Source organism: Trichococcus collinsii (assembly GCF_900107505.1).
Lineage (GTDB): Bacteria > Bacillota > Bacilli > Lactobacillales > Aerococcaceae > Trichococcus > Trichococcus collinsii.
The window spans coordinates 285,304-308,723 of the sequence record NZ_FNQH01000003.1; the positions used below are offsets into that span (position 1 = coordinate 285,304).

General features: G+C 42.9%; 26 protein-coding genes. 25 read left to right on the plus strand and 1 reads right to left on the minus strand.

Annotated features, from left to right (window positions below; translation table 11 throughout):
* Positions 1-19 precede the first annotated feature (19 nt).
* The 21 genes from fliJ (at position 20) to BLV66_RS08985 (ending at position 17,527) form a co-directional block, all read left to right on the plus strand.
* Complete coding sequence (fliJ, locus tag BLV66_RS08885) at positions 20-454, plus strand: flagellar export protein FliJ (RefSeq protein ID WP_086985753.1); 435 nt, start codon at positions 20-22, stop codon at positions 452-454.
* A 41-nt stretch (positions 455-495) separates the two neighbouring features.
* Complete coding sequence (locus BLV66_RS08890) at positions 496-1,791, plus strand: flagellar hook-length control protein FliK (protein ID WP_086985754.1); 1,296 nt, start codon at positions 496-498, stop codon at positions 1,789-1,791.
* Between the two features lie 18 nt (positions 1,792-1,809).
* Positions 1,810-2,229, plus strand: a complete 420-nt coding sequence (locus BLV66_RS08895; protein ID WP_086985755.1) for a flagellar hook capping FlgD N-terminal domain-containing protein — start codon at positions 1,810-1,812, stop codon at positions 2,227-2,229.
* Positions 2,230-2,233: 4 nt separating this feature from the next.
* Positions 2,234-2,614, plus strand: a complete 381-nt coding sequence (locus BLV66_RS08900) for a hypothetical protein (protein WP_086985756.1) — start codon at positions 2,234-2,236, stop codon at positions 2,612-2,614.
* 82 nt (positions 2,615-2,696) lie between these two features.
* Positions 2,697-3,581, plus strand: a complete 885-nt coding sequence (locus BLV66_RS08905; RefSeq protein ID WP_086985757.1) for a flagellar hook-basal body complex protein — start codon at positions 2,697-2,699, stop codon at positions 3,579-3,581.
* Between the two features lie 64 nt (positions 3,582-3,645).
* Positions 3,646-3,810 carry a flagellar FlbD family protein gene (locus tag BLV66_RS08910; RefSeq protein ID WP_245826661.1) on the plus strand — a complete coding sequence of 55 codons (165 nt, stop codon included), beginning with the start codon at positions 3,646-3,648 and terminating at the stop codon, positions 3,808-3,810.
* Complete coding sequence (locus BLV66_RS08915; protein WP_086985758.1) at positions 3,807-4,619, plus strand: motility protein A; 813 nt, start codon at positions 3,807-3,809, stop codon at positions 4,617-4,619. The genes BLV66_RS08910 and BLV66_RS08915 overlap by 4 nt, the downstream gene beginning before the upstream one ends.
* Positions 4,620-4,622: 3 nt before the next feature.
* Positions 4,623-5,438, plus strand: coding sequence for an OmpA family protein (locus BLV66_RS08920; protein WP_086985759.1), 816 nt, complete (start codon positions 4,623-4,625; stop codon positions 5,436-5,438).
* On the plus strand, positions 5,438-5,911 hold the full coding sequence (locus BLV66_RS08925) for a flagellar basal body-associated FliL family protein (protein WP_086985760.1): 474 nt from the start codon (positions 5,438-5,440) through the stop codon (positions 5,909-5,911). The genes BLV66_RS08920 and BLV66_RS08925 overlap by 1 nt, the downstream gene beginning before the upstream one ends.
* 26 nt (positions 5,912-5,937) lie before the next feature.
* On the plus strand, positions 5,938-6,309 hold the full coding sequence (locus tag BLV66_RS08930; RefSeq protein WP_086985761.1) for a flagellar biosynthetic protein FliO: 372 nt from the start codon (positions 5,938-5,940) through the stop codon (positions 6,307-6,309).
* Position 6,310: 1 nt separating this feature from the next.
* On the plus strand, positions 6,311-7,045 hold the full coding sequence (gene fliP, locus BLV66_RS08935) for a flagellar type III secretion system pore protein FliP (RefSeq protein ID WP_086628581.1): 735 nt from the start codon (positions 6,311-6,313) through the stop codon (positions 7,043-7,045).
* A gap of 10 nt (positions 7,046-7,055) precedes the next feature.
* The gene (gene fliQ / locus BLV66_RS08940; RefSeq protein WP_086985762.1) at positions 7,056-7,319 is read left to right on the plus strand and encodes a flagellar biosynthesis protein FliQ; all 264 of its coding nucleotides are present in this window, start codon (positions 7,056-7,058) and stop codon (positions 7,317-7,319) included.
* 10 nt (positions 7,320-7,329) lie between these two features.
* Entirely contained in the window at positions 7,330-8,085 is a 756-nt protein-coding gene (gene fliR / locus BLV66_RS08945; RefSeq protein WP_086985763.1) for a flagellar biosynthetic protein FliR, read from the plus strand.
* A 15-nt stretch (positions 8,086-8,100) separates the two neighbouring features.
* A complete protein-coding gene (gene flhB, locus BLV66_RS08950) occupies positions 8,101-9,168 on the plus strand; it encodes a flagellar biosynthesis protein FlhB (RefSeq protein WP_086985764.1) in 1,068 nt (355 codons plus the stop codon).
* Between the two features lie 20 nt (positions 9,169-9,188).
* Entirely contained in the window at positions 9,189-11,279 is a 2,091-nt protein-coding gene (gene flhA / locus BLV66_RS08955; RefSeq protein WP_086985765.1) for a flagellar biosynthesis protein FlhA, read from the plus strand.
* A gap of 60 nt (positions 11,280-11,339) precedes the next feature.
* The gene (locus tag BLV66_RS08960; RefSeq protein WP_086985766.1) at positions 11,340-12,056 is read left to right on the plus strand and encodes a sigma-70 family RNA polymerase sigma factor; all 717 of its coding nucleotides are present in this window, start codon (positions 11,340-11,342) and stop codon (positions 12,054-12,056) included.
* Positions 12,049-12,807 (plus strand): flagellar hook-basal body protein, encoded by a 759-nt coding sequence (locus BLV66_RS08965; protein WP_086985767.1) that lies wholly within the window; start codon positions 12,049-12,051, stop codon positions 12,805-12,807. Before BLV66_RS08960 ends, BLV66_RS08965 begins: the two co-directional genes overlap by 8 nt.
* Positions 12,808-12,827: 20 nt before the next feature.
* On the plus strand, positions 12,828-13,610 hold the full coding sequence (locus BLV66_RS08970) for a flagellar hook-basal body protein (RefSeq protein ID WP_086985768.1): 783 nt from the start codon (positions 12,828-12,830) through the stop codon (positions 13,608-13,610).
* 56 nt (positions 13,611-13,666) lie between these two features.
* Complete coding sequence (ftsE, locus tag BLV66_RS08975; protein WP_086985769.1) at positions 13,667-14,392, plus strand: cell division ATP-binding protein FtsE; 726 nt, start codon at positions 13,667-13,669, stop codon at positions 14,390-14,392.
* 29 nt (positions 14,393-14,421) lie between these two features.
* Positions 14,422-15,579 (plus strand): anti-sigma-I factor RsgI family protein, encoded by a 1,158-nt coding sequence (locus BLV66_RS08980; RefSeq protein WP_143033120.1) that lies wholly within the window; start codon positions 14,422-14,424, stop codon positions 15,577-15,579.
* 190 nt (positions 15,580-15,769) lie between these two features.
* Positions 15,770-17,527 carry a methyl-accepting chemotaxis protein gene (locus BLV66_RS08985; protein ID WP_086985771.1) on the plus strand — a complete coding sequence of 586 codons (1,758 nt, stop codon included), beginning with the start codon at positions 15,770-15,772 and terminating at the stop codon, positions 17,525-17,527.
* A gap of 75 nt (positions 17,528-17,602) precedes the next feature.
* Here BLV66_RS08985 and BLV66_RS08990 read toward each other — a convergent pair whose 3' ends face one another.
* Positions 17,603-18,316 (minus strand): C39 family peptidase, encoded by a 714-nt coding sequence (locus BLV66_RS08990; RefSeq protein ID WP_086985772.1) that lies wholly within the window; start codon positions 18,314-18,316, stop codon positions 17,603-17,605.
* A 301-nt stretch (positions 18,317-18,617) separates the two neighbouring features.
* Here BLV66_RS08990 and BLV66_RS08995 point away from each other — a divergent pair, with 301 nt between their 5' ends.
* The 4 genes from BLV66_RS08995 to BLV66_RS09010 all read left to right on the plus strand — a co-directional run bounded on the left by BLV66_RS08995 (position 18,618) and on the right by BLV66_RS09010 (position 23,395).
* On the plus strand, positions 18,618-19,592 hold the full coding sequence (locus tag BLV66_RS08995) for a LacI family DNA-binding transcriptional regulator (protein ID WP_086986039.1): 975 nt from the start codon (positions 18,618-18,620) through the stop codon (positions 19,590-19,592).
* A gap of 304 nt (positions 19,593-19,896) precedes the next feature.
* The gene (locus BLV66_RS09000) at positions 19,897-20,838 is read left to right on the plus strand and encodes an ABC transporter permease (protein WP_086985773.1); all 942 of its coding nucleotides are present in this window, start codon (positions 19,897-19,899) and stop codon (positions 20,836-20,838) included.
* A 15-nt stretch (positions 20,839-20,853) separates the two neighbouring features.
* Positions 20,854-21,735: a carbohydrate ABC transporter permease gene (locus BLV66_RS09005; protein WP_086985774.1), complete on the plus strand. Its 882-nt coding sequence runs from the start codon at positions 20,854-20,856 to the stop codon at positions 21,733-21,735.
* Positions 21,736-21,781: 46 nt separating this feature from the next.
* Positions 21,782-23,395: an ABC transporter substrate-binding protein gene (locus tag BLV66_RS09010; protein ID WP_086985775.1), complete on the plus strand. Its 1,614-nt coding sequence runs from the start codon at positions 21,782-21,784 to the stop codon at positions 23,393-23,395.
* Positions 23,396-23,420: the final 25 nt, after the last annotated feature.

Genomic DNA, 23,420 nt, shown 5'->3' on the forward strand with positions numbered 1-23,420 from the left:
AAAATCAAGGTGATATCAGGTGAAAAAACATAAGTTCTCAATGGAAAAAATTCTGGAGTGGCGAATCACAGAAGAAGAGAACGCCAGGAAATCCGTGCTCCATGCCCAAAATCAGATGCAACAGCAGCAGCAGCAACTCAGGCATCTGGTCAATGAAAATACGAAATTGAAACACGAACAAATGAAGTTGACCGAGATACACACTTTAAGATATAACCATCACCTCAAAGGCCTGATCGACGAAAAAATAGTCATTCAAAAAAATGCTATCGATCAAGCGCAAAGTGACATGGAGCGGCTTCAAGAAGCGTTGTTGCAAGCACACAAAGACCGGAAAATAATGGAAAAATTAAAAGAACGCGAAAGTGTGCAGGTGCTTGCGCAAGTAAAAAGTGAAGAACAAAAGGAGCTTGACGAAATCGCTACCCTACAGTATAAAAAAAGCTACTTTTAAGTCGATATAGTATAGGGTGGGTATCGAAAGGAGGTGAAAAATTGATTACTGGTGCATCATCCGGAATTTCAGAGCAAGTTCTCAATCCGACTCAGTCATCTGCCTCAAAAGCAGACGGCTTAATTTTTGACAATGTTTTATCAGGCCGGATTAAAAGCAAGGAACCAGCGACCATCATACAAGAAGAGCCACCCGTCTCCGCGGAAACGGAGCATTCGGAAGAGAACGCTGATCAGGAGGCAATAGAACAGGGCTATTTGAATCTCTATCCTTACAGAATACTTCAGGATGGGAAAGCTGCGATCTCGGTCAGGAATGTTCCGACAGATGAAAAAGCAGATCAGACGGGAGCGTGGCTTGTCAGCGTGGAAGAGAAAGAGCAAGTGATAACAGCTAAGCTTGCTTACTCTGCGCCCGAAATCGCGACACCTGTGCGACCTGAGCATGTCTCCACTCCAGAAAGCATTGGGATAAGAGAACACGGAGAAAAAGAGTTCTATCCGACCGCGGTTGAGATGCGGAGCCAACAAGTAGATTTTAATTTGGCAGAACCTGAAAACCTCTACGAACAGGGATCGGAGAACAACTTGATTTCTGATGCTCAAGTACCGGCAGATGATCTGTTGAAAGATACTGCTACACTTTCCCGGGAATATAAAATGAAACAAACGGATCGCGCCTTTCCTATCCAGGAAAGCAGCCCGCCTGATGAATCCTTAACGAACTTTCCGGAAAATTCTGCAACAGTTCCGCACCGGATTGCTGATGGAGAAGATAATAGAGACCAACCGGAAGCAGCGGAAAAAACACCGAATTTAAAAGAAAACAAAGCAGTGGTAAATCAAGGACCAGTTATCCGTGAGCTGCCCACAGAGACTGTGTTTGGGCTCAAGCCGTCAAAAGTGACTGCATCTCATATCGAAGACATCCAAAAGACAATTGAAATGCAGATAGAAAAAACGCCTTTATTGGGTACTACAGTCGTGAAAATACTTCTTACTCCCGATAATATCGGGGATATCCGTGTGCAGCTGATCAAAACGAAAGACAGCATCACTGCCGTCCTGCATGTCCAGGATGCCGAAACGAAGGGGCTATTGGAGGAGCAATTGCCACTATTGATGGAGCCGTTCAAACATAGCGTTTCTGAAAGTCCGTTGACACTTACGGTTGTTACTGATCCGAATTTGGCTTTTTCATTTTCCGAAGGAGCTGATCCAGGCCATCGAAAAATGGAAAGGCAAGAATCCAGAAAAAGAGCATCCAAAGAAAAAACAGAAACAAAACAAAAACCAACGACGAAACAGTCTTCAAGAGGGCTGAGCTTATTGGCATAATGAGGAGGTGAACAGAAAGTGGATATCACATCAAATTTTACGATCGGATCGACGGAACAGCTGGTGAGCAATAAAAGCCAAAGCAATTCTGATCTTTCCATGGACGATTTTTTACAGATCATGGCTGCAGCCATAAAAATGCCTGCCATGTCAGAAGAAGGCGGGAGCAGTGGCGGTTCCACAGATTACATGACCCAAATGATCCAATTCAGTACGATGGAACAACTGAAGGATTTGACTGAATCATTGAACACTACCATGCTGATGACCCAACAACAGCAGGCATTAGCAATGATCGGAAAAACGGTCACTGTGACTGGGGAAGCAAGCATCGTCACAGGAGTAGTGGATAAGGTGAAATTTTCAAATGGATTTGCAACGCTGATGATCGGCGGAAAGGACTACTATTTGAATGACGTACAGTCGATTGGAGAGTAACCGAATGGACATAAGAGCAAATGCCGATATCAAGAGGGTTGAGCCACTCCGACAGAACAATAGGAAACAGCAGGTTTCAAGAGAGTTCCAAACGATCATACAAAAGGCACTGATCCAAAGTAAAGATGACAAAGAGTTGAAGATTTCCAACCATGCTCAAAAACGTCTGGATCAAAGAGGATTCTCTTTGGCGGGTGAAGATATGAGTAACCTGAGCCAAGCGATGGATGAACTGGATGACAAAGGTTCAAAAAATTCTTTATTGTTTTATAAAGATATGGCCTTGATCGCAAGCATCGACAACCGCACGATCATTACTGCATTGAATAAAAATGAGTTGGATACAGTGATGAACATCGACAGCACCAAATTCATCAAAGACTAGAAAACGGCCGGACCGAAAAGGAAGCCGTGCGATCCTTGAATGATTGATAGGGTCCAGATGTTAACTACTAGGAGGAAATCAAATGTTAAAATCATTATACTCTGGCGTTACAGGCATGAAAAACTTACAAACAAAGATGGATGTAATCTCAAATAATATAGCTAACGTAAATACAACTGGATTCAAGAGCGGAAGGGTACGTTTTGAAGATATGATCAGCCAATCAATGGCGAGTGCCCAAGAAGGCGTAAATGCGAAGCAAGTTGGACTAGGTGTCCAGACAAGCGCTATTGACACGATCATGAATGGTGGATCTTTACAAGCGACAGGAAGGGAACTGGATTTTGGGATAGAGAATGGCGACAGCTCTTTCTTTGTTGTGAGTGGAGATGGCGGTGTCAATAATTACTACACCCGAGATGGCGGTTTCTACCTCGACGCCGAGAATAATTTGGTGACGAGTGCTGGTTACAGTGTGATGGGTGTCAACAATACTGAGCCGGATGGGGCTGAAACGTTGGAAAAATTGAGTGTACCTGCCTATATCCAAGTCAATGCTGACGGATCTATTACAGCATCAGACAGTATCCCGGATGGAGCAACAAACGTTTTTGGTTTGAAGAGTCATTCAGTTGACAGTAAAGGTGTCATCACCGGGAATTATGGGAATGGAGAATCCTATGTGATCGGACAAGTCGCTCTGGCTAAGTTCGCTAATGCGGCTGGATTGGAAAAATCCGGCGGCAATCTATATGTTGAATCAGCCAACTCTGGAGCTCCAGAACTAGGTTTTCCGGCAGATGATGGTTATGGTGTAATCCGGTCAGGCTTTTTGGAAATGTCAAATGTCGATCTTGCGAATGAATTCACTGAAATGATCATCGCCAACAGAGCCTATCAAGCAAACTCAAGAAGCATAACGACTTCTGACTCGATGTTGGAAGAGTTATTGGCATTGAAACGCTAAACTTCAAAAAGAAATGAGGAGAGCCCATGATAGCTTTAACCAGTGTTTCAGGAGAGCCATTTTTTTGAATTGTGATTTGATTTACCGTATCGATGAAGCATACGATACGATAATAACTTTGTCCGATGGTCAGCATATCCGCGTGAGCGAACAGGCAAACCAAATCGTAGAAAGAATTGTGGACTATAAAAGAAAAATCTATCATGCTTTACCGGAGGTTGGAAAATGAAAAAAAATCCGATTCCGCTTGTTGCGCTTATCGCAGGTGTAGCTTTAATCATTTGGTCAATTAATCAGGGAGGAAGTATCGGTGGGTTTATCGATGTGCCCTCCATCATAATAACGTTGGTGGGTTCATATTGTGCCTTACTGATTAGCTTTCCCTTTTCTGATATTAAAAAAATTCCGATAATAATCAAGAAAGTGATCAGCGCTCCTAGTGAGGATAAAAATGAGCTGATTCAAAAATTTGCAGAACTTTCTCGGTTATCCCGTAGCAAAGGGATTTTGACTTTAGAACAAGAAATCAGTCAAATAGCCAATCCGATCTTGCAGGATGGGATTCAAATGGCAGTTGATGGAATGGATCCTACCGATATAAAAAGTATTCTGGAAATAAAAATTGAAAATCTGGAATCAAGGCATGGAGTCGGACAAGCAATTTTCTTGAAATGGGGGGAATTGGCTCCTGCGTTTGGTATGATCGGAACGTTGATCGGGTTAATAAATATGTTGAGTCAGTTGAATGATCCCAGCACAATCGGGAGCGGAATGGCGGTAGCCTTGATAACGACTTTTTATGGGAGCTTTTTTGCTAATCTATTGTTCATTCCGATAGCGACCAATCTTAAAATGCAGACCGAAGCCGAGTTGGAAGTTTGCGACATGATCGTTGAAGGAGTCCTGTCCATTCAAGCGGGACAAAATCCAAGAACAATCGAACAGAAGTTGAATGGATACTTGGATAACAAACCTGTAAAAACTAAGAAGAAAAATATGAATCCGAACGTTTCTGCTGTTCAAAGCGAGGTAAATTAAAATATGAGTAAAAGGCGGAAACGAAGTTCTGCATCAGGAGGGGCTCCGGAATGGATGACCACTTTTTCGGATTTGATGACCCTTTTACTGACGTTCTTCATCTTACTCTACTCGATGTCCAGTGTCAGCGATGACAAGTTCACCCAAGCCTCAGATTCTTTACAAAATTCCTTTATAGGCTCCGGTCAAAATAGTATTTTACCTGACGTACAAGGGCTTCCTGTAAGTGATGGGAACGCTACTGCAGATTCCTCCTTATCAGAAAAAGAGTCAGCAGTTATACAAGCGGCAAAAGAGGCGACTCAACAGGATGAATTGGTTGCCTCAGATGGTCAAATTATGATTGCAGTAGATCCTGAAGTGATCAAAATGTTTCAAGAAGTTAAAGACTTTGTCGAAAAGAATGGATTGAGTGAAGAAATAAGCATGAGTATGGATGCAGAGGGTGTCTACATGACTGTGAAGGAAGCCATTTTGTTTCATCCGGGCAGCGCGGTCATAACCGAAAGTGGTACATCAGCTTTACAAAAAGTAGCGGAACTGATCAGCAATTTCGAAAACAAGGTTGTGGTCGAAGGACATACAGATAATGTTCCCCACTACGATCAAAAATTTGAGAGTAATTGGGAATTATCGGCCGGCAGAGCCATTTCCGTACTCAGACAATTAACTGAACAACAAAATATCAACCCCACACGTTTATCCGCTGTCGGCTATGGAGAATACAATCCGCTTGTTCCAAATGACACAGCTGAACATCGTGCTGAAAATCGAAGAGTCAATATTGTATTGGTTTATGAACCGGAGGGAGCAGAATAATGGAAAAAGAAGCACAGTTGCCTAAGAAGCAGAGCATTCCGCGGCTTATTCTGATAGCTGTAATTTTAGTGATTTTGATGATCGGTGGCGGAACGATCGGTTCTTTGATAACTACTGGGTTAGGAAAAGAGTGGATCACTAGCTTCAACCAAAAAGAAGTGGAAAGCATCCTTGTTCCCCAAGAGGAATTTGTGGTCAACTTAAAATCCAATGACGGCAATCTGGATGATTTTTTGAAAATTGAAATGTCCATAGAAACAATCGATGTAGAAAACGAAACAATCCTGACCGAAAAGGCGGCAATTGTGCGCGATGCAATCATCAGTGTGCTAAGAAATAAATCTACAGCCAACATTTTTGATGAATCGGAGGGTGTTCTAGTCATCAAGCAGGAAATCATTTCAAAAATCAATCAAAGTTTGGGCTCGGAAGTCGCGAGTGAGTTATACATTACAAATATCGTCATGCAATAGCGAAGTGGAAGGTGTGCGTCAAGGAAATGGAAAATGAACTATTATACATCGGAAAAAGTTTTATCGTGTTGATTTTTGTGATTTTTGCGATAAATTATCTGTTGAAATTATTGGAACGATTCGTCAACAAGAACGGCAAATACATCACCATGATAGAACGTGTTCCATTGAACCGCACATCGTCGCTTTGTATCGTTAAAGTCTCGGAATCCTATTATTTGATGAGCTGTACAGATACAAAGAATGAGATATTGAAGGAATTGAGCATTGAAGACATCAAGGCAGAAAAAACTATTTTGGACATCGCGCAGCATAAAAAATTCCGCCCGGCCAGTCCAGTGGTTTTGGATGAAGTCGATGAGAGTGGCAGAATTTCACGAAGAGGGATGAGGAAATAGGATGGTGAAAAAAGGGATTGTCACAAGCGGCGTTGGATTGTTATTTCTGACATTTCCTCAAAAAGTTCATGCGGCGGAAATCGTAGACACGGTTCAAAATGCTCTGGGCGGGACATCGGATGCTGTAAAAATGTATGTGTTGATAGGTCTTCTGAGTGTCATACCGGCATTTTTGATTTTGACTACGTGTTTTACGCGGATCATCATTGTCTTTTCTTTTTTGAGAAGTTCGTTAGGCACACAGCAAAATCCTCCCAACACTGTCTTGATAGGCTTGGCGGCCTTCTTGACATTTTTTATCATGAGACCAGCCTATACGGAAGTTTACCATGAGGCGGCGGTTCCATTGATGGAGGATCAGATCGGCATCGAAGAGTTCTTTTATATAGCAGAGGACCCGATCCGGGACTTTATGCTGAAGCAGACGAGGGAGAAGGATCTTACCCTCTTTCTGGATCTGCAGGGGGATGACATGCCAACCAATACGGGAGATGTAAGTTTGCTCAGTCTCATTCCGGCCTTTGCGATCAGCGAATTGCGGACGGCCTTTACGATCGGTTTTTTGATTTTCATTCCCTTTCTGGTGATAGACATCGTGGTGGCAAGTATTTTGATGTCCATGGGGATGTTCATGTTGTCGCCGGTAATGATTTCATTGCCGTTTAAGTTACTTCTGTTCGTCTTGGTGGATGGATGGTATTTGGTCGTTGAGTCGCTGGTATTAGGTTTTCAATAGGGGTGCATGAATGTCGATAGAAAAAGTTTTAGATGTTTTGAGAGAAGGCTTCATGACCATTCTGATAGTTGCCGGACCAACGCTGGCCATCGCATTGGTGGTAGGCTTGATCATCAGTATTATTCAAGCAGCAACACAGTTGCAGGAACAAACATTGAGTTTTGTTCCAAAAATATTGGCCGTAATCGGAGCTTTGATTGTGTTCGGCAATTTTATGCTGAACGCATTGATCGCTTATACAGAAAAAATATTCGAGTTGATTGCTGGATTGTGATGGGTAAAGGATGCTGATTACATTACAGAAACTCATATTGATCTTTATGCGGATAGGTTCTTTCGTTTTTATAAGTAAGGGATTCTCATTCAAAGGTGTACCAACTGTTGTGAAGATTGCTATTTCTTTGGGCTTGAGTTTACCGGTTTACGCCCTGATACCCGCCATGGAGTCCGAACTAGGCTTTATGCAATTGGCACTTTTCGCGCTGAAGGAATCGCTGGTCGGCTTGGCGCTAGGCTATATCACAAACCTCTTCTTTTATGCGGTTGAGATAGCCGGAAATTTTGCCGATTTCCAGGTCGGTTTTTCGATGTCGGCCGTCTTCGATCCTGCTTTAGGGTTTCAGGCTTCTTATTTCGGGAAAATATATTATTGGATGGCGCTGTCCATATTCTTTTTTACGGATATGCACCATCATGTTCTGAGGGCTTTAGTATCAGGATTCATAGTTTTCCCCATCGAAGCGTTCTCCGTAGGGGATTTTGGAGTGAAAGGGATTGTCACGCTGTTCTCGATGATGTTTGAGATAGCGTTGAATCTCTCGGCCCCTATCGTTATTGTGGCCTTGTTGACGGAAGTCGTTTTGGGAGTGCTCTCTCGTACTGTGCCTCAGATAAATGTGTTGATGCTTAGTATGCCTTTAAAGATTCTGGTAAGTATGTCACTTATGTTGGTTCTGTTGCCTAATTTAATGGACAGTATGACCGAGATGCTACCATTAATGGTGAAATACATGACTGAATTTATCCAGTCACTAAGCTGATGAAGAGGTGATCATGTGAGTGAGAAAGATGGAAAGACTGAAAAACCCACCCCCAAAAAGCTGAAGGATGCCCGAAAACGTGGAGAGATAGCCAAGAGCCAAGAATTCAATTCCGCCTTTACTTATATCATGTTCATGATGTTTGCGATCGCGCTATCCACGCACGCCCTTCAATTTGGGTATGTTTATCTGAAACGAGAATTGGCGGTTAATTATGATGTGGGTGGTCTTGAAAATAATCTCAATGATATTGGGATGAAGGCTATTTTATCCATCTTCATCCTAGCGGGACCTTTCTTAGGCATTGCTTTTATAGGGGCTTTGATTGCAAATATAATCCAAACAGGATTATTGTTCTCTACAGAAGCCCTAAAATTTAAAATGAGCAGACTGAACCCAGTGAGTGGCCTAAAGAATATGTTCAGTAAAAAGGCGCTATTCACTTTGATCAAAAATATTCTTAAGATGATCCTGATTGGTTACGTCTGTTACATATCGTTCGAAAAATCGGGTTACTACATCATCAACTCAGCTGCAGTTGGAACCGAAAAACTCTATTTTTTGATTCTGGAACTTGTCAAAGATATCAGTACGAATCTTGCCATTTTGTTGTTTCTTTTAGGGATGGTGGATTTCATCTACCAAAAATATGACTATAAAAAGAATTTGAATATGACCAAACAAGAAATAAAAGATGAATACAAAGAATCAGAAGGCGATCCTTATATAAAATCGTTACGACGTCAAAAATATAAACAGTTCAGTAAACAAATGCTGAAGGATGTGGAGTCTGCGACAGTCATCATCACAAACCCAACGCACTTGGCAATTGCCGTGCGTTATGATAAAAAACGCGACCAAGTGCCCGTAGTCGTAGCCAAGGGTGCAGACTATGTGGCAGAAAAAATCAGGGAAGCAGCTTCAAAAAATAATGTTCCGATTATGGAAAACAAACCAGTGGCACGTGCCATGTACCGATCAGTTGAGATCGGCCAGCCGATACCATTGGACTTTTATGAATCCATAGCTGAGATGATTGCATTGATCTATCAGATCGATGAAAGCAACAAGAGGAAAATATAAGTGAGAGAAAGAGTGATGTAATGGCTGCACAACTAACCAAAAAAAATCGGAATGCTTCAGCGTTTATGGATGTAGGGATTGCAACGTTTGTAGTCCTCATTTTGGCAATGATCATTATTCCATTACCTGCACCACTTCTTGATTTACTGTTGATTGTGAATCTAGCCTTGTCCATGACGATCCTGTTGTTGACGTTATTCACTAAAAATGTCCTGGAATTTTCAACTTTTCCGACACTCCTTTTACTGACGACCATGTTCAGGTTGGGGTTGAATATCTCTTCAACGCGGTTGGTTCTGACTGAGGGCGATGCCGGTAAGGTTATCGATACATTCGCGAATTTGGTTGCCGGAAATAATATCATAGTCGGTGCCGTCATTTTTATCATCATTTTCATTATCCAAATGATCGTCGTGACGAATGGTGCGGGTCGGGTATCGGAAGTATCCGCACGTTTCACATTGGATGCGATGCCCGGAAAGCAAATGTCGATCGACTCAGATTTGAATTCCGGCTTGATCAATGAACAGCAAGCGAAGCAGCGACGCAACGACTTAGAACGGGAAACACAATTTTTTGGGGCAATGGATGGAGCAAGTAAGTTTGTTAAGGGCGATGCTACCGCCGGAATCATTATTACCTTCATCAACTTGATAGGTGGAACGCTTATTTATTCTCTGCAACAAGGCATGCCCATTATGGAAGCGTTGAATAAGTTCGGAAGATTGACAATCGGAGATGGTCTGGTGAGTCAGATCCCTTCCTTATTGATTTCAATCGGTTCAGGTATTTTGGTCACAAGGTCCGGAAACGCGAAAACATTCGGAACATCTTTGATACCGGAATTGATGTCCAGTTCAAAGGTACTCTATCTGGTTTCCGCTATTTTACTCGTTTTCGCACTTTTGCCAGGGTTTCCAACATTCACCTTTTCAATGATGGCGATACTATTGGGCGGTTCGAGCTATCTTATCCAGCAAAATGAGTCGAAAGCACAATTTGAAAAAATAACCGAAGAACAACGCATTCTGGCAGGAGAGCGCATGCTTCAAAACCAATCAAATGAAGAAACGGTCACTGCCCATCAAGTGGATCCCATATCCATTGAAATCGGCTACGGTCTGATCGCAATAGCTGATGAAACAAAAGACGATAATCTGATGAACCAAATACATAGCATCCGAAAACAGTGTGCTACGGAAATCGGCATCCTTTTGAAGCCGATTCGTATCAAAGATAATCTGCAGCTTGGCATGAATCAATACGTAATCAAAATAAAAGGGAACGTCTACGCACAAGGCGAGTTATATATGGATCGCTTCCTGATATTGTCCCCAGGAGATACGGAGTTTGCGTTCAATGGGATTGCAACAAAAGAGCCTTCCTTTGGATTGGATGCCATGTGGATAATCGGGAATGATCGGGAAATGGCAGATTTGCAAGGGTATACGGTGGTAGACCCACTTACTGTGTTCGTTACACACCTTAAAGAAACCATTTTCCAGCATAGTCAGGAACTGCTCGGCAGGCAAGAAGTGAAGCAACTATTGGAAACGCTGAAAGAAACGCATAACGTTGTCATCGATGAGTTGATACCGGATATCCTTAGATTGGGCGAAGTGCAAAAAGTGCTTCAGAACTTGCTGAAGGAAAATATACCAATCACCGACATGGTGACTGTATTGGAGACGTTGGCTGACTATGGCACCACGGTAAAAGACATTGAACTACTGACGGAATACGTCCGTCAAGCACTGAAGCAAACCATTGTGAAAAATTATTTGGATGAAAATGCAGTGCTGAATGTCGTTACGATCCATCCAAACACTGAGGAAATGCTCGGTAAAAATATCCAAAAATCTTCATCGGGATCGATTCCACTGATTCAAGGAAATAATGTCACAAAATTATTCGACAGCATAAAGAAAATCCATAACCATCTTGAAGCTGAGGGAAGACCGCATGTCCTGCTGGTGTCTCCAAAAATAAGACCCTCTTTAAAAAATCTGTTGACATTTAATTTTCCGGAAATAGCAGTATTATCTTTGAATGAAGTACCGAACGAAATCGCAATCGAATCAGTCGGTATGGTTGAGGATATTGCTATTTAATTTCACTCGAGGGTCGGTATACAAAATGAATTTTCAATCACTTGAAGATGGGAGCAGGATATGCAAAATATAGAGGACAGAGAAGCCATCATATTGAAGTACGTGCCTCTAGTCGAAAAAGTGGTCCGACACATTGGATTGAGTAATCCTGATTACGAGAAGAGCGATTTGGTGAATATCGGTGTCATCGGGCTCATGGATGCTATCGATAAATACGATGAAGAAAAGAAAGTCCCTTTTGAAAATTATGCATTTATTCGGATCAAAGGGGCCATAATAGATGAGATTCGACGTAATGGTCCGGTTTCTCGCACGGGGATGAATAAGTTGAAGGGTTACAGGCTTGCAGTAGAGTCGCTCCAACACAGTTTAAAAAGAATCCCCACTGAAGAGGAAATATGCCAAGAACTTCAGATCACTGCCAAACAATTAGGCCAGGTATATGATACGGCGTCATATCTGGCTACTCAGTCATTGGAAAAAATGATCTTCAATGATGAAGGAAATGGAGTAGAATTGGGAGATATGCTCGTCGATACGCATGCCATTTCCGTTGAGGAAGAGTTGCTGAAGAACGAGCAGATGGAAGCACTGAAAGACGCAATCGGTCGCTTGAAGGAACGCGAACAATTGATTCTACAACTGTATTATGTGGAAAAATTACCGCTTAAGGAAATTGCGTTTATACTGGAAGTTTCCGTCCCCAGAGTTTCTCAGATCCATGGGAAAATGATATTGAAATTGAAAGAAGAAATGAGGAGGGAAGAACTTGATTAGAAGTTTGGATACAGTTGGCCATCAGTTCAACTTATTGCAGAAAAAGCAAGAAAATCTGAGCACAAATATCGCCAACGTGAATACTAGCGGGTACAAATATCAAGAGCTTGTCCAAAGTACAACTGAAACTTTTCAATTTGGGAATAACTTAAACGGTCCGATGCTGAATCAGCAGAATCCGATCGATGGACTGAATTTTGGAAATCAGATAGATACAGCTTACCGTAATCTGAGCCAAGGTGGTCTCAAGGGCACGAATTCAACCAATGATTTTGCGCTGATGGGGGATGGTTTTTTTACAGTTCAGATGCCCAACGGCGGACAAGCTGTTACACGAAATGGCAACTTTTCGGTTGATGCAACGGGTAATCTGACTACTCAGGAAGGCTACTTGGTGCTCGGCAGAAACCAAGCTGGACAAATAGCTACTATTCCAGCAGGCAGTGTGCCATTTACTGTCGACCAGACAGGAAATGTCAACGCTACCGGCGTCCGTTTTTTGTTGACGGATAATGTGGAAGCAGAAAACCTTCAATCGATTGGGGAGACGTTATTTTCTTATCAGGTAGGGATGACAACGGACGATGACACGCTTGTCCTTCAAAAATATTTGGAAACTTCCAATGTTGACATGACAGATCATATGGTCGAAATGATGCAACTGACAAGAGAGTTTGAAGCGAATCAAAAAATATTGCATGCTTCAGATGAGACGTTAAGCAAAGCAGTCAATGAAATCGGAAAAGTGTAGGAAGAAGGAGACAGACAACGATGAGTCTACCCATGAGTATTTCAAAAACAGCGATGAAAGCATTCCAGACAGGGATGGATAATATTGCGAACAATATTGCGAATGTAAATACTAATTCCTATAAAGAAAAAAATGTGAATTTCCAGGAACTGCTAATCAATAATCAAACCGAAAATCAAAATTTACTATTTTCTGAAGATTTTGGGGAATTAACGATTTCTGCTGGGGTATCGAGCACTGTTTCCGGGATGGATTTTTCTCAGGGGGGGCTGGTCGAAAGTGCTGGGGATTTCCATTTGGCAATTTCAGGAGATGGCTTCTTCAGAGTCAATGATGAAAATGGAAATGTTTTTTATACACGGGATGGCGCATTCCAAGTGGGACCAAATGGCGTGGTTAAAAATTCAGCAGGGAATACTCTCGCAATCGAGCAAAATCTGTTGCCGACGCTTGATCTTTCCGACGCGAACGTATCGATTTCGGACAATGGCGAAATTTGGGTAGGAAGCAAAGGCGCTGCGACATTGGCAGGAAGGATTCCGTTGTTTTATCCGGCGTCTGCTGATGCCCTTGTGCCAGCCGGAGAAAACCAATATATAGTGGCGGAGGGAACGCGTATGTACTCCTCGGCAGAAGGTTATCAAATGGGAGGCATCCAGCAACATTTTTTGGAAACCTCCAATGTGGATTTGGCAGCTGCCTTCACCGATATGATCGTGACCCAACGCGCGTATTCAATGAATCTGAAAGTAGCGCAAACTTCAGATGAGATTATGGGTGTCATAAACGGATTCAAGAGATAATACAATAGAGTGAAGGTATCTCCTGTGGGAGCAAAAGATGGAGGAAGAGAGAGAAGATGGCAATAATCGAAGTGACAGGCGTAACAAAAGAATATCCTAGAGGCATTACAAGCCTAAAGGATGTATCGGTTACCATCGAAGCAGGAGAGTTTGTGTATGTATTAGGCGCCAGCGGATCAGGTAAGTCCAGTTTCATTAAATTACTTTACCGGGACATCAAACCCACAAAAGGAACAGTGACAGTTTGTGGACACGATGTCGGCAGAATGAATAATCACGTCATACACCATCTGCGACGCGAAATTGGCATTGTGTTTCAGGATTGTAAATTGTTGACTGGTAAAACAGTTTTTGAGAATATCGCTTTCGCGCTTGAAGTCATGGGAGAAGATTCGGAGGCCATTTCGGATAAGGTCTATCACGCGCTTGAAACAGTCGGCTTGGCGGATAAGGCAAACAGTTACCCAGACCAACTGTCCGGCGGTGAAAAGCAGCGGGTTGCGATTGCGCGTGCTATTGTACATTCTCCGAAAATTATTCTTGCGGATGAACCTACAGGAAATCTGGATCCGCGGACTTCTTTGGAAATTTTTCGTTTATTCTACAGAATCAACAAAAGCGGCACAACTATCCTGATGGCTACGCATGACCAAGGAATCATCGAAAATTTTCGTTTCCGGACTCTCGAAATGAAGGAGGGCCATCTGATAAAAGATCAAGAAAAGAAGCAACAGAATACGCTCCAATATGATTTTAAAAGGAAAGAATATTTTATTGTTTGAACTATCTAAGAAGGAAGGGAGAGAAGAATATGAAAATAATGGAGAATTTAAGTATGTCGCCCAAAATCATTAAAACAGCACTGGCTCTCAGTGCGATAGGGATTCTCGCTGCAACAGGCCGGTTCGTGGCGCTCGCTGACCAAGTAGATACCACGATTTCAATAGATGTGAATCCTAGCATCGAAATCACGGTCAACAAAGCAGATGAGGTCATTGAAGTGACGGCGCTAAATGAAGACGCGGAAATCATCATCGGCGATATGGATTTGAATGATGTGGAAGTGGAAGTGGCAATGAATGCCATCATCGGGTCCATGGTTCAAAACGGCTACATCGATGAAATGAAAAATGCGGTTCTTATAACGGTCGCTAACGAAAACGAAAGCAAACAGCAAGAGCTAGAGTCCCTCATCACGACCGAAATTACTGATACCTTAGCCGAAAATGATATAGCACCTATCGTCTTCACTCAGGCTGTGGATAGTAAGGGCGCCAGTGATACGAATGTTAAAGCCTTTGCGAAAAAGTACGGGATCTCCGTGAATAAAGCAGCCTTTATCCAAAAAATATTGAGAGAAAGTGAAGGATTGTCAGAAAAAGAATTAGTTGCAATGAATGTTGAAGCCTTGTCTGAAATCATCCACTCGAAAAACGTCGACCTCCATGAATCTGTGGGGTACTCAGATGAAGCCTTGATAAAAATGGCTGAAAAAGTGATGAAGAAATCGGAAAATGCGACTGAAATACAAACTGAAGCAACCGTAAAGGCAAGTGAATCCCAAGTCAAAGCAACCGAAAAACAAGCTGAAGCCGAAATGAAATCAGCAGAGAGACAAGCCGAAGTAGCTGTCAAATCGGAAGAAAATCGAGTTAAAGCTACCGAAAATCAAGCCGTAGTGGAGGAAAAGGCGGCAGAGCAATCTGCTGAAGTCGATGTCAAAGCGTATGAAGTGCAAATACAAGCAGCCGTAAAACAGGGGGAAGCAGAGGTGAAAGCGGCAGAACAACAAGGGCAAGCCTCTGAAAAACAAGCAGAGGCCAATGCCAAAGTAGCGGGAAAACAATCCGAAGCAACTGCTGAAGCCAATGAAGCCCAAAGTCAAGCAACCGATAATCAAGCACAGGCCAACGTGAACGGCAATGGCAATGCACCAGGTCAAAAAGGTGGAGCGGCTGCCAACAAATAAGAGAAAGGCCGGGACGTTATCGTTCCGGCTATTTTTTTTCGTTGCTTCGTAATGATGCGGCAATTTAAATATATAGTTTCCAACGAGTCCGCTATTAAGTATTCACAAACAATACCGAATAAATGTTAAGAGCCTAATTCATTCTTTACGGATTGGAATGGGAAAGAAACAGTAAAGGGAAGTGAAATAAGTGCAAGCATCGAATACAGAAGCAACAAGCGTAAAGTCTAAAACAAAAAGAAAATTTAAGATCCAATTATTGCAATTTAAAAGTATCCGTACAAACTTACTAGTCGGATTTTCGATAATCCTAATCGCCATTTTTTTGTTGGGATACAATAGTTACAAAACATCAAATGATATTAGTGCGGAAACTGATCAAATTGTTAATGTAGGTGTTCCAATTCTGGAACAAGGCGCCGAAATCAACTATTTAGTGGCAAGCCGGATGTCAGTCGTTCGCAGCTATTTATTGTCCGGGGATACAACTTATGTGGAATTATTTGATTTGTATACACAACAAAGCGAAGCAATCCAGGCGGAGATTCTGGAGGCAAACGGCAACAAACAGGTGATTGTAGATTTGTTCGCAGGAATCGATGAATGGACCCGGATCACGCGGGAAGAAGTCATAAATGTCTACCAAGCAGGTAATCAGCAACAAGCGATAAATACGTTGTTTGAAAAATCAGAGCAACTAGGAAATGAGAATATAAGTGCTATGGAACGATCGCTTAACGCGAGGATCGTTTCCATTCAGGAAGAAGGCGATGACGTCATTGCCCATGGAAATCAAGCAATGAGAGTGACCTTCATCATATCCATAATTGCACTATTGCTGAGTATCGCTATCGCATTATTGATCTCTTCCGATTTGATGAAGCGTATCAAACTATTGATGGACAAAACAACCGAACTGACAACTGGAAAACTGAATGGAGAACCTATCGACATCAAACATTTTGACGAATTAGGCAAACTCGGTGATGCGATCAATCAAATGCAGCAACAGTTGAAAGCCATTATTGTAAGCATTTCAGAAGCATCACATACACTTGAGGAGAACAGTAGGGACCTCCATCAAGCTTCAAAAGAAGTGAAGTTAGGCACTGAACAAGTGGCTATCACAATGCAGGAGTTGGCGACAGGTTCTGAAACCCAAGCAAGCAGCGCCAGCAACTTGGCGACTGTCATCGACGTCTTCAATGATGAGTTCCAAGCTGTTAATCAGAACACCATTCAAATTGCAGAAGGTTCTAAAGAAATCCTTGCAAATACAAATCAAGGCGAAGAACTGATGCAAAAATCAAGTCTGCAGATGAACATAATTCAGGACATCATGCAAGAGGCTGTCGATAAGATGAATATTTTGGAAAATCAGACCCAAGAAATCAACAAATTGGTCGGACTAATCCAAAATGTAGCGGATCAAACGAATTTACTGGCATTGAATGCTGCCATAGAGGCTGCACGAGCTGGAGAACATGGCCGAGGCTTTGCTGTCGTTGCCGATGAAGTCAGAAAGCTGTCTGAACAAGTCGCCACTTCCGTCATGGACATAACAGGTTTTGTGGACACTATCCAAAAAGAATCCAAAAATGTAAGTTCATCCTTACAATCGGGCTATACCGAAGTGAAGTCGGGCGCTGCCCAGATTGATAAGACGAGTCATACATTCAGTGAGATGAAAATGCAATTGGACAGTATGGTGACGAATATATCTGGGGTAACCAATAATTTGGCGCTGCTGGCTGAGAATACAAATAACATGAGTACATCCATCGAAGAGATTGCTTCAATCTCGGAAGAATCCGCTGCTGGAGTCGAAGAGACCTCGGCTGCCAGCCAGGAAATCAGCAGTTCCATGGAAGAAGTTTCTATGAACTCCGAAAGAATCGCGGGCCTCGCAGACCTGCTGAATCTGTTGGTCAAAGAATTTAAATTTTAATCCAAAAAACAGAAAACTCTCCAGTAAGCCGCTCAAGCTTACTGGAGAGTTTTTATTCATGAATGGTTCATTCACTTATTGGATATAGATGGCTTGACTGCCGAATTGCTCCCAAGAGGCAATGAATGCACTTTTTTCCACAGCTTGGTTTTTTTGGCCATAAGGATCATTTACGTAAAAATAATTATCATCATAGCCAACTACTACGACACTGTGTTCACTATAACTGATGCTAACCTCACCGGTAGGCGTTTGCCACACTTCCATATCAGCTACTGGGGCATAGCTTGTACTGGTGATTGTCCAGACTGGGTATCCCTGATTCAAGGCAGCAATCACAGCCTCAAATGGGCTGCCGGTGATATCCTTTATGCGGTCCGATGACACGAAATTAGCAGCTAAGACAGCTATCGGCCTATGGTATACACTGAAGCCAGAATTATAACCGGTAATGTCTCCTACGAAAGCATCGTTTGGGTTGCCGCGCAAGCCGTTTTCATAAATGATCGGAACAGAAGGGAGCCAAGCAGCGACATCATTTTTCGATACATCCACGTTGTTGTACTGCAGTATCATTGTAAGCGAGGTTACCTCGCAACCGTTATATAGAACTGGATAATCCATTTGATTCAATAAAGGGACATCCAATAAAACTTCTTTTGGGGCTTCTGCTACAGCTGCCAGATCATCCAAAACAGATGCGCTTTCAGGCGGAGCAAGCCTGATGGATAATGTACTGACGATAAAAATTATCAACAAGCTTCTTTTAAAAAGCGTTCGTTTCCTCATAATTAGCCTCCTTAGGGTTTTGATGCATGCACATAAATACCAATAAACTATTTGTGCAATATTGATGTAATAGCTGATTAACCCGAAATTAAAAATACCTATACAATAGTCGGCAGCAATCGAATATAGTTAAGCCATTCTCCCGAAAGATTCGCTGAAATAATTGAAAGGAATAAAGCATTGCACGATCCTTTAGAAAGGAATGCTCCCAAATAACAGCTATACTTATTTTGTGGACTCTGCTATCATGATAATTAGATTGTAAGTGTATACAGGAAAGGAGGTAATCCATTTGGGAACAATGAAAGACGTAGCTGCTTTAGCAAAGGTGGGTGTCGGTACCGTATCGCGTGTGCTGAACAATTCTGGGCCTGTAAAAGAATCGACGCGCAGAAAAGTGGAGGCGGCGATGAAAGAGTTGAATTATATTCCGAATGCCTATGCGCGCGGCCTGAAGATGAACAAGACCCACACGATCGCATTGATTATTCCGACAATCTGGCATCCGTTTTTTGCCGAATTTGCCTACTATGTGGAGCGGAATTTATCCGAACATAAATACAAGATGCTGTTGTGCAACTCTGATGTTAGCAATGACAAGGAGTTGGAATATATTCAAATGGTTCAAGAAAACAAAGTGGATGGTATCATCGGCATCACCTATTCGGACTTGGATAGTTTTGTCTCATCGCATTTGCCTTTCGTCACTATTGACCGTCACTTCAAGGAAGAAACAGTTTGTGTCACATCTGACAACTTTCATGCAGGCCAGCTAGCTGTAGAAAAGTTGGTTGAAAAGGGCTGTCAAAAACTTGGGTATATCGGAACGCACTCACGATTTCCTACTGAGACGACAAAGAGAAGGACTGGCTTTGTAGCGCAGGCTGAACTGATGGGAATGCCTTATGCCATCTATGATGGGCAAGACCCCGTTATGGAATTAAAAAAAGACATACGATCCTTTTTCGAAGAAAATCCGGATGTGGATGGCGTATTTGCCCACACAGATTTTATTGCTTTAGATATACTGGAAGTTTTGGAGGAAATGAAACGTAAAGTGCCGGAGGAAGTGCAGATCATCGGATGCGATGGCATCAAGATGGAAGCAGGGCGCAAACAGATCGTATCGACAATCCGTCAGCCTGTGGATTTGATGGCCAAAGCCGCAGTCGAAAAAATCATCCAGGTGATCGATGGCGAACCCGTCAAAACGAAGATCACTTTGCCTGTCCATTATGTAGAAGGGCCGACAACGAAAAATGAAATTTTAAAATAATATGTTTTTGGTATTGACAGAAAACGGTTACTGAATTATTATATGTTTAAATCAAAAACATATTTTTTTGAAGCAAAGTGGAAACGTTTCAATTACCAAATAAACGTTTCCCTATTTTTGAAATCGCGGGCAGTCTGATGATCCATCAACCGCACCGATTTCAAAAGTAGCATGCCGATTCTTCAGAATTTTATTTTTTTGAACTAAAGTGGAAACGTTTCAATTCTTGAACAAGAACCTTTCCACATTTTTTTGAACTAAAGTGGAAACGTTTCAATTTTCAAAAGGAGGAGTCATAAAAGTCATGAAAAAAAGCCAGACAAGCAAACCGAAAAGAATCACACAGTCCAAATGGGAATTCATCAAACAGCACCGGATGCTCTACTATATGCTGTTTCCGGGACTGATACTCACGCTGGTATTCAAGTATTTCCCGATGTACGGCATTCTCTTGGCCTTCAAGGATTACAACCCGCTGCGGGGGATCATGGGAAGCGAATGGGTGGGAGTGGAAAACTTCGTACAGTTCATCGACTCGCCGAATTTCTCCATGCTGCTGGAGAATACGCTCAAAATAAGCATTTACGGACTGATTTTGGGATTCTTTCCACCAATCCTCCTGGCATTATCCTTGAACCATCTGATCAGCACAAAATGGAAGAAGCGATTCCAACTGATTCTGTATGCACCGAACTTCATTTCCTTGGTGATCGTTGTGGGGATGCTGTTCATGTTCCTGGCCGCAGATGGCCCAATCAACGGATTTATTGAAACCATCACCGGTTCGCGGATCACGTTCATGACGGATCCAAATTATTTCCGGACTTTGTACATCCTATCCGGTATTTGGCAAGGTATGGGCTGGGCATCGGTTCTCTACACAGCCACACTGGCAAACGTCAGCCAAGATCTGATCGATGCGGCCCACATGGACGGCGCCAATATCTTGTACCGCATCTGGTACATCGATCTTCCGGCGCTGCGCCCGATCATGGTCATCCAGTTCATCCTTTCTGTCGGTGGGATCATGAACGTTGGTTATGAGAAAGCTTTCCTGATGCAAACATCGATGAACCTGCCTGTTTCGGAAATCATTTCGACCTACGTCTATAAAGTCGGTCTGCAAATGGGGGATTACGGATATTCAACGGCAGTCGGGTTATTCAATACAGTCATCAATGTCATCTTGCTGTTGGCCGTAAACATGATAGCGAACAAAGTAAACAATGATGACGCGGCTTTATAGAGAGAGGAGAACAAAATGATAACGTTGACAAAATTTGACCGCAGCGTCCTGCTGCTGAACCGCATTCTGATAGGGCTTCTGGTATTGATCACTCTATCGCCGTTGCTGTATGTATTGATTGCTTCCTTCATGGATCCCTTCATCCTCCGCTCGCAAGGCCTGAGTCTGAATCCTGCGAATTGGAGTTTGGATGGCTATAATCGGGTGCTGAAGGACCCGGCAATCATAAGAGGTTTTGTGAATTCGATTTTCTATTCGTTCACTTACAGTGCATTGACCGTGGGGGTATCGATCTTGACTGCCTATCCTTTATCAAGAAAAAAACTGGTAGGCAAACGACCGCTAACAATCTTTTTTATAATCACGATGTTCGTAGGTGGCGGGTTGGTTCCTACTTATTTATTAGTGAAAAACCTGGGCATGTTGAACACCGTCTGGGCAATTGTCCTTCCAGGCTCAATCAATGTTTGGAACATTATCTTGGCCCGGACGTACTTTCAACAATTGCCCGCCGAGTTGGAGGAGGCAGCCATCATTGATGGCGCGAATGAACTGCAGATATTCTTTAAGATCATGCTGCCATTGGCGAAACCAATCATTTTCGTGCTGTTCCTCTACGCTTTCGTGGGTCAGTGGAATTCTTACTTCGATGCCATGATTTATCTGAATGATGCGGACCTGCAGCCACTCCAAATTGTGCTGCGAAAAATACTGATTCAAAATCAACCACAACAAGATATGATCGGATCGGCGACTCAAATGGCGGAAATGGCCCAGTTAGCCGAACTGATCAAATACTCAACAATCGTCATCTCCAGCTTACCGCTTCTGATCATGTATCCATTCTTCCAGAAGTACTTCGATAAAGGGATGATGGCAGGTTCACTCAAAGGTTAGGCAATACGCAACACAAAATAAATACACTATAAAGGAGAAATACAAAATGAGAGTAAAATACCTTGGCACAGCACTATTATCCACAGCAACAGTCCTGACTTTAGCAGCATGCGGTTCTTCCGGCGGGGCCTCTTCCCCCGATTACGAATTGACCAATGTCTCGTTCCCTTTGGAGGAAGAAGTTACCTTGAAGATGTCCACTTCCAGTTCTCCGTTGGCACCGGCTGATCCGAATGAGAAGTTGATCTTCCAGCGTTTGCAGGAGCAATCGGGCGTGCAAGTCGAATGGAAAAACTATTCTTCGGATTACATTGAAAAACGGAATCTGGACATTTCCAGCGGCGACTTGCCTGATGCCATGTGGAATGCCGGCGCCAGCGACTACGATCTGCTTTCCTGGGCGGAAGACGGCATCATCATTCCCTTGGAAGACCTGATCAATGAACATATGCCGAACTTCAAAAAGGTATTGGACGAAAACCCGGAATACCTGGCCATGATCACAGCGCCGGACGGCCATATCTACTCGCTGCCATGGATCGAAGAATTGGGCCAGGATAAAGAGTCCATCCATACCGTAAATGATATTCCGTGGATCAATGTGGATTGGTTGGAAGCATTGGGCTTGGAGATGCCGCAAACAACGGAAGAATTGATGGTTGTATTGGAAGCATTCAAAACCCAAGACCCGAACGGCAATGGCAAAGCGGATGAAATCCCGATGTCCTTCATCAACGATGGCGGAAATGAAGACATGAAGTTCCTCTTCGGCGCATTTGGCATCGGCGACAACGATGATCACTTGGTCGTCAATGATGACGGCACAATCGACTTTACTGCCGACAACGAAGAATTCAAAAATGGCGTCAATTATTTCAACGAACTGTACAACAAAAACCTGATTGATGTGGAAGCTTTTGAACAGGATTGGAATGCCTACGTAGCGAAAGGGAAAGAGCAACTGTTCGGCGTGTATTTCTCATGGGATAAAGCCAACGTTTCGGGAGCGAACGATTCCTACGAGCCGCTTCCTGCACTGGCTGGTCCGAGCGGAGAAAAACATGTTACGCGTACGAACGGCTTCGGATTCAGCCGTGACCGTTTCGTCATCACAAGCGCCAACAAAAATCTGGAATTGACTGCCAAATGGGCAGATCAAATGTACGTGCCAATCCAATCTGTGCAGAACAACTGGGGCACTTACGGAGATGAGACGCAGCAAAATATCTTTGAATACGTTGAAGCAACCAATTCATTGAAACACCTGCCGCTGGAAGGCACTGCACCGGGCGAATTGCGCCAAAAAACAGAAGCTGGCGGACCTTTGGCAATCTTGGATGAATACTACGGAACTGTGACGACGATGCCGGATGATGCGCAATGGCGTTTGGACATCTTCAAAGACACATACTTGGCTGATGTTCATAATCAATTCAATTATCCACGCGTATTCTTGTCATTGGAACAGGCAGACCGGATCGCTCAGATTGAAGCGGATTTGATGCCGTTCGTCAACAGAAAACGTGCTGAATGGATCGCAAACGGGAAAATCGCCGAAGAATGGGATGCCTACGTAGAGGAATTGAACCGTTTAGGATTGGAAGAATGGATGCAAATCAAACAAGATGCTTATGATACATACTTGTCAAACAACAAATAACAAGAAAGAAAATAAATCAAATCCA

Bases quoted from the DNA above. Each gene is read 5' to 3' on its own strand.
- BLV66_RS08980 (WP_143033120.1), top strand. From the start codon at position 14,422: ATGAAAATAATGGAGAATTTAAGTATGTCGCCCAAAATCATTAAAACA.
- BLV66_RS08995 (WP_086986039.1), top strand. From the start codon at position 18,618: ATGAAAGACGTAGCTGCTTTAGCAAAGGTGGGTGTCGGTACCGTATCG.
- BLV66_RS08930 (WP_086985761.1), top strand. From the start codon at position 5,938: ATGGAAAATGAACTATTATACATCGGAAAAAGTTTTATCGTGTTGATT.
- BLV66_RS09005 (WP_086985774.1), top strand. From the start codon at position 20,854: ATGATAACGTTGACAAAATTTGACCGCAGCGTCCTGCTGCTGAACCGC.
- BLV66_RS08990 (WP_086985772.1), bottom strand. From the start codon at position 18,316: ATGAGGAAACGAACGCTTTTTAAAAGAAGCTTGTTGATAATTTTTATC.
- BLV66_RS08960 (WP_086985766.1), top strand. From the start codon at position 11,340: ATGCAAAATATAGAGGACAGAGAAGCCATCATATTGAAGTACGTGCCT.
- BLV66_RS08925 (WP_086985760.1), top strand. From the start codon at position 5,438: ATGGAAAAAGAAGCACAGTTGCCTAAGAAGCAGAGCATTCCGCGGCTT.
- BLV66_RS08915 (WP_086985758.1), top strand. From the start codon at position 3,807: ATGAAAAAAAATCCGATTCCGCTTGTTGCGCTTATCGCAGGTGTAGCT.
- BLV66_RS08900 (WP_086985756.1), top strand. From the start codon at position 2,234: ATGGACATAAGAGCAAATGCCGATATCAAGAGGGTTGAGCCACTCCGA.
- BLV66_RS09000 (WP_086985773.1), top strand. From the start codon at position 19,897: ATGAAAAAAAGCCAGACAAGCAAACCGAAAAGAATCACACAGTCCAAA.
- BLV66_RS08970 (WP_086985768.1), top strand. From the start codon at position 12,828: ATGAGTCTACCCATGAGTATTTCAAAAACAGCGATGAAAGCATTCCAG.
- BLV66_RS09010 (WP_086985775.1), top strand. From the start codon at position 21,782: ATGAGAGTAAAATACCTTGGCACAGCACTATTATCCACAGCAACAGTC.
- fliQ (WP_086985762.1), top strand. From the start codon at position 7,056: ATGTCGATAGAAAAAGTTTTAGATGTTTTGAGAGAAGGCTTCATGACC.
- BLV66_RS08920 (WP_086985759.1), top strand. From the start codon at position 4,623: ATGAGTAAAAGGCGGAAACGAAGTTCTGCATCAGGAGGGGCTCCGGAA.
- fliP (WP_086628581.1), top strand. From the start codon at position 6,311: ATGGTGAAAAAAGGGATTGTCACAAGCGGCGTTGGATTGTTATTTCTG.
- flhA (WP_086985765.1), top strand. From the start codon at position 9,189: ATGGCTGCACAACTAACCAAAAAAAATCGGAATGCTTCAGCGTTTATG.
- BLV66_RS08905 (WP_086985757.1), top strand. From the start codon at position 2,697: ATGTTAAAATCATTATACTCTGGCGTTACAGGCATGAAAAACTTACAA.
- fliR (WP_086985763.1), top strand. From the start codon at position 7,330: ATGCTGATTACATTACAGAAACTCATATTGATCTTTATGCGGATAGGT.
- ftsE (WP_086985769.1), top strand. From the start codon at position 13,667: ATGGCAATAATCGAAGTGACAGGCGTAACAAAAGAATATCCTAGAGGC.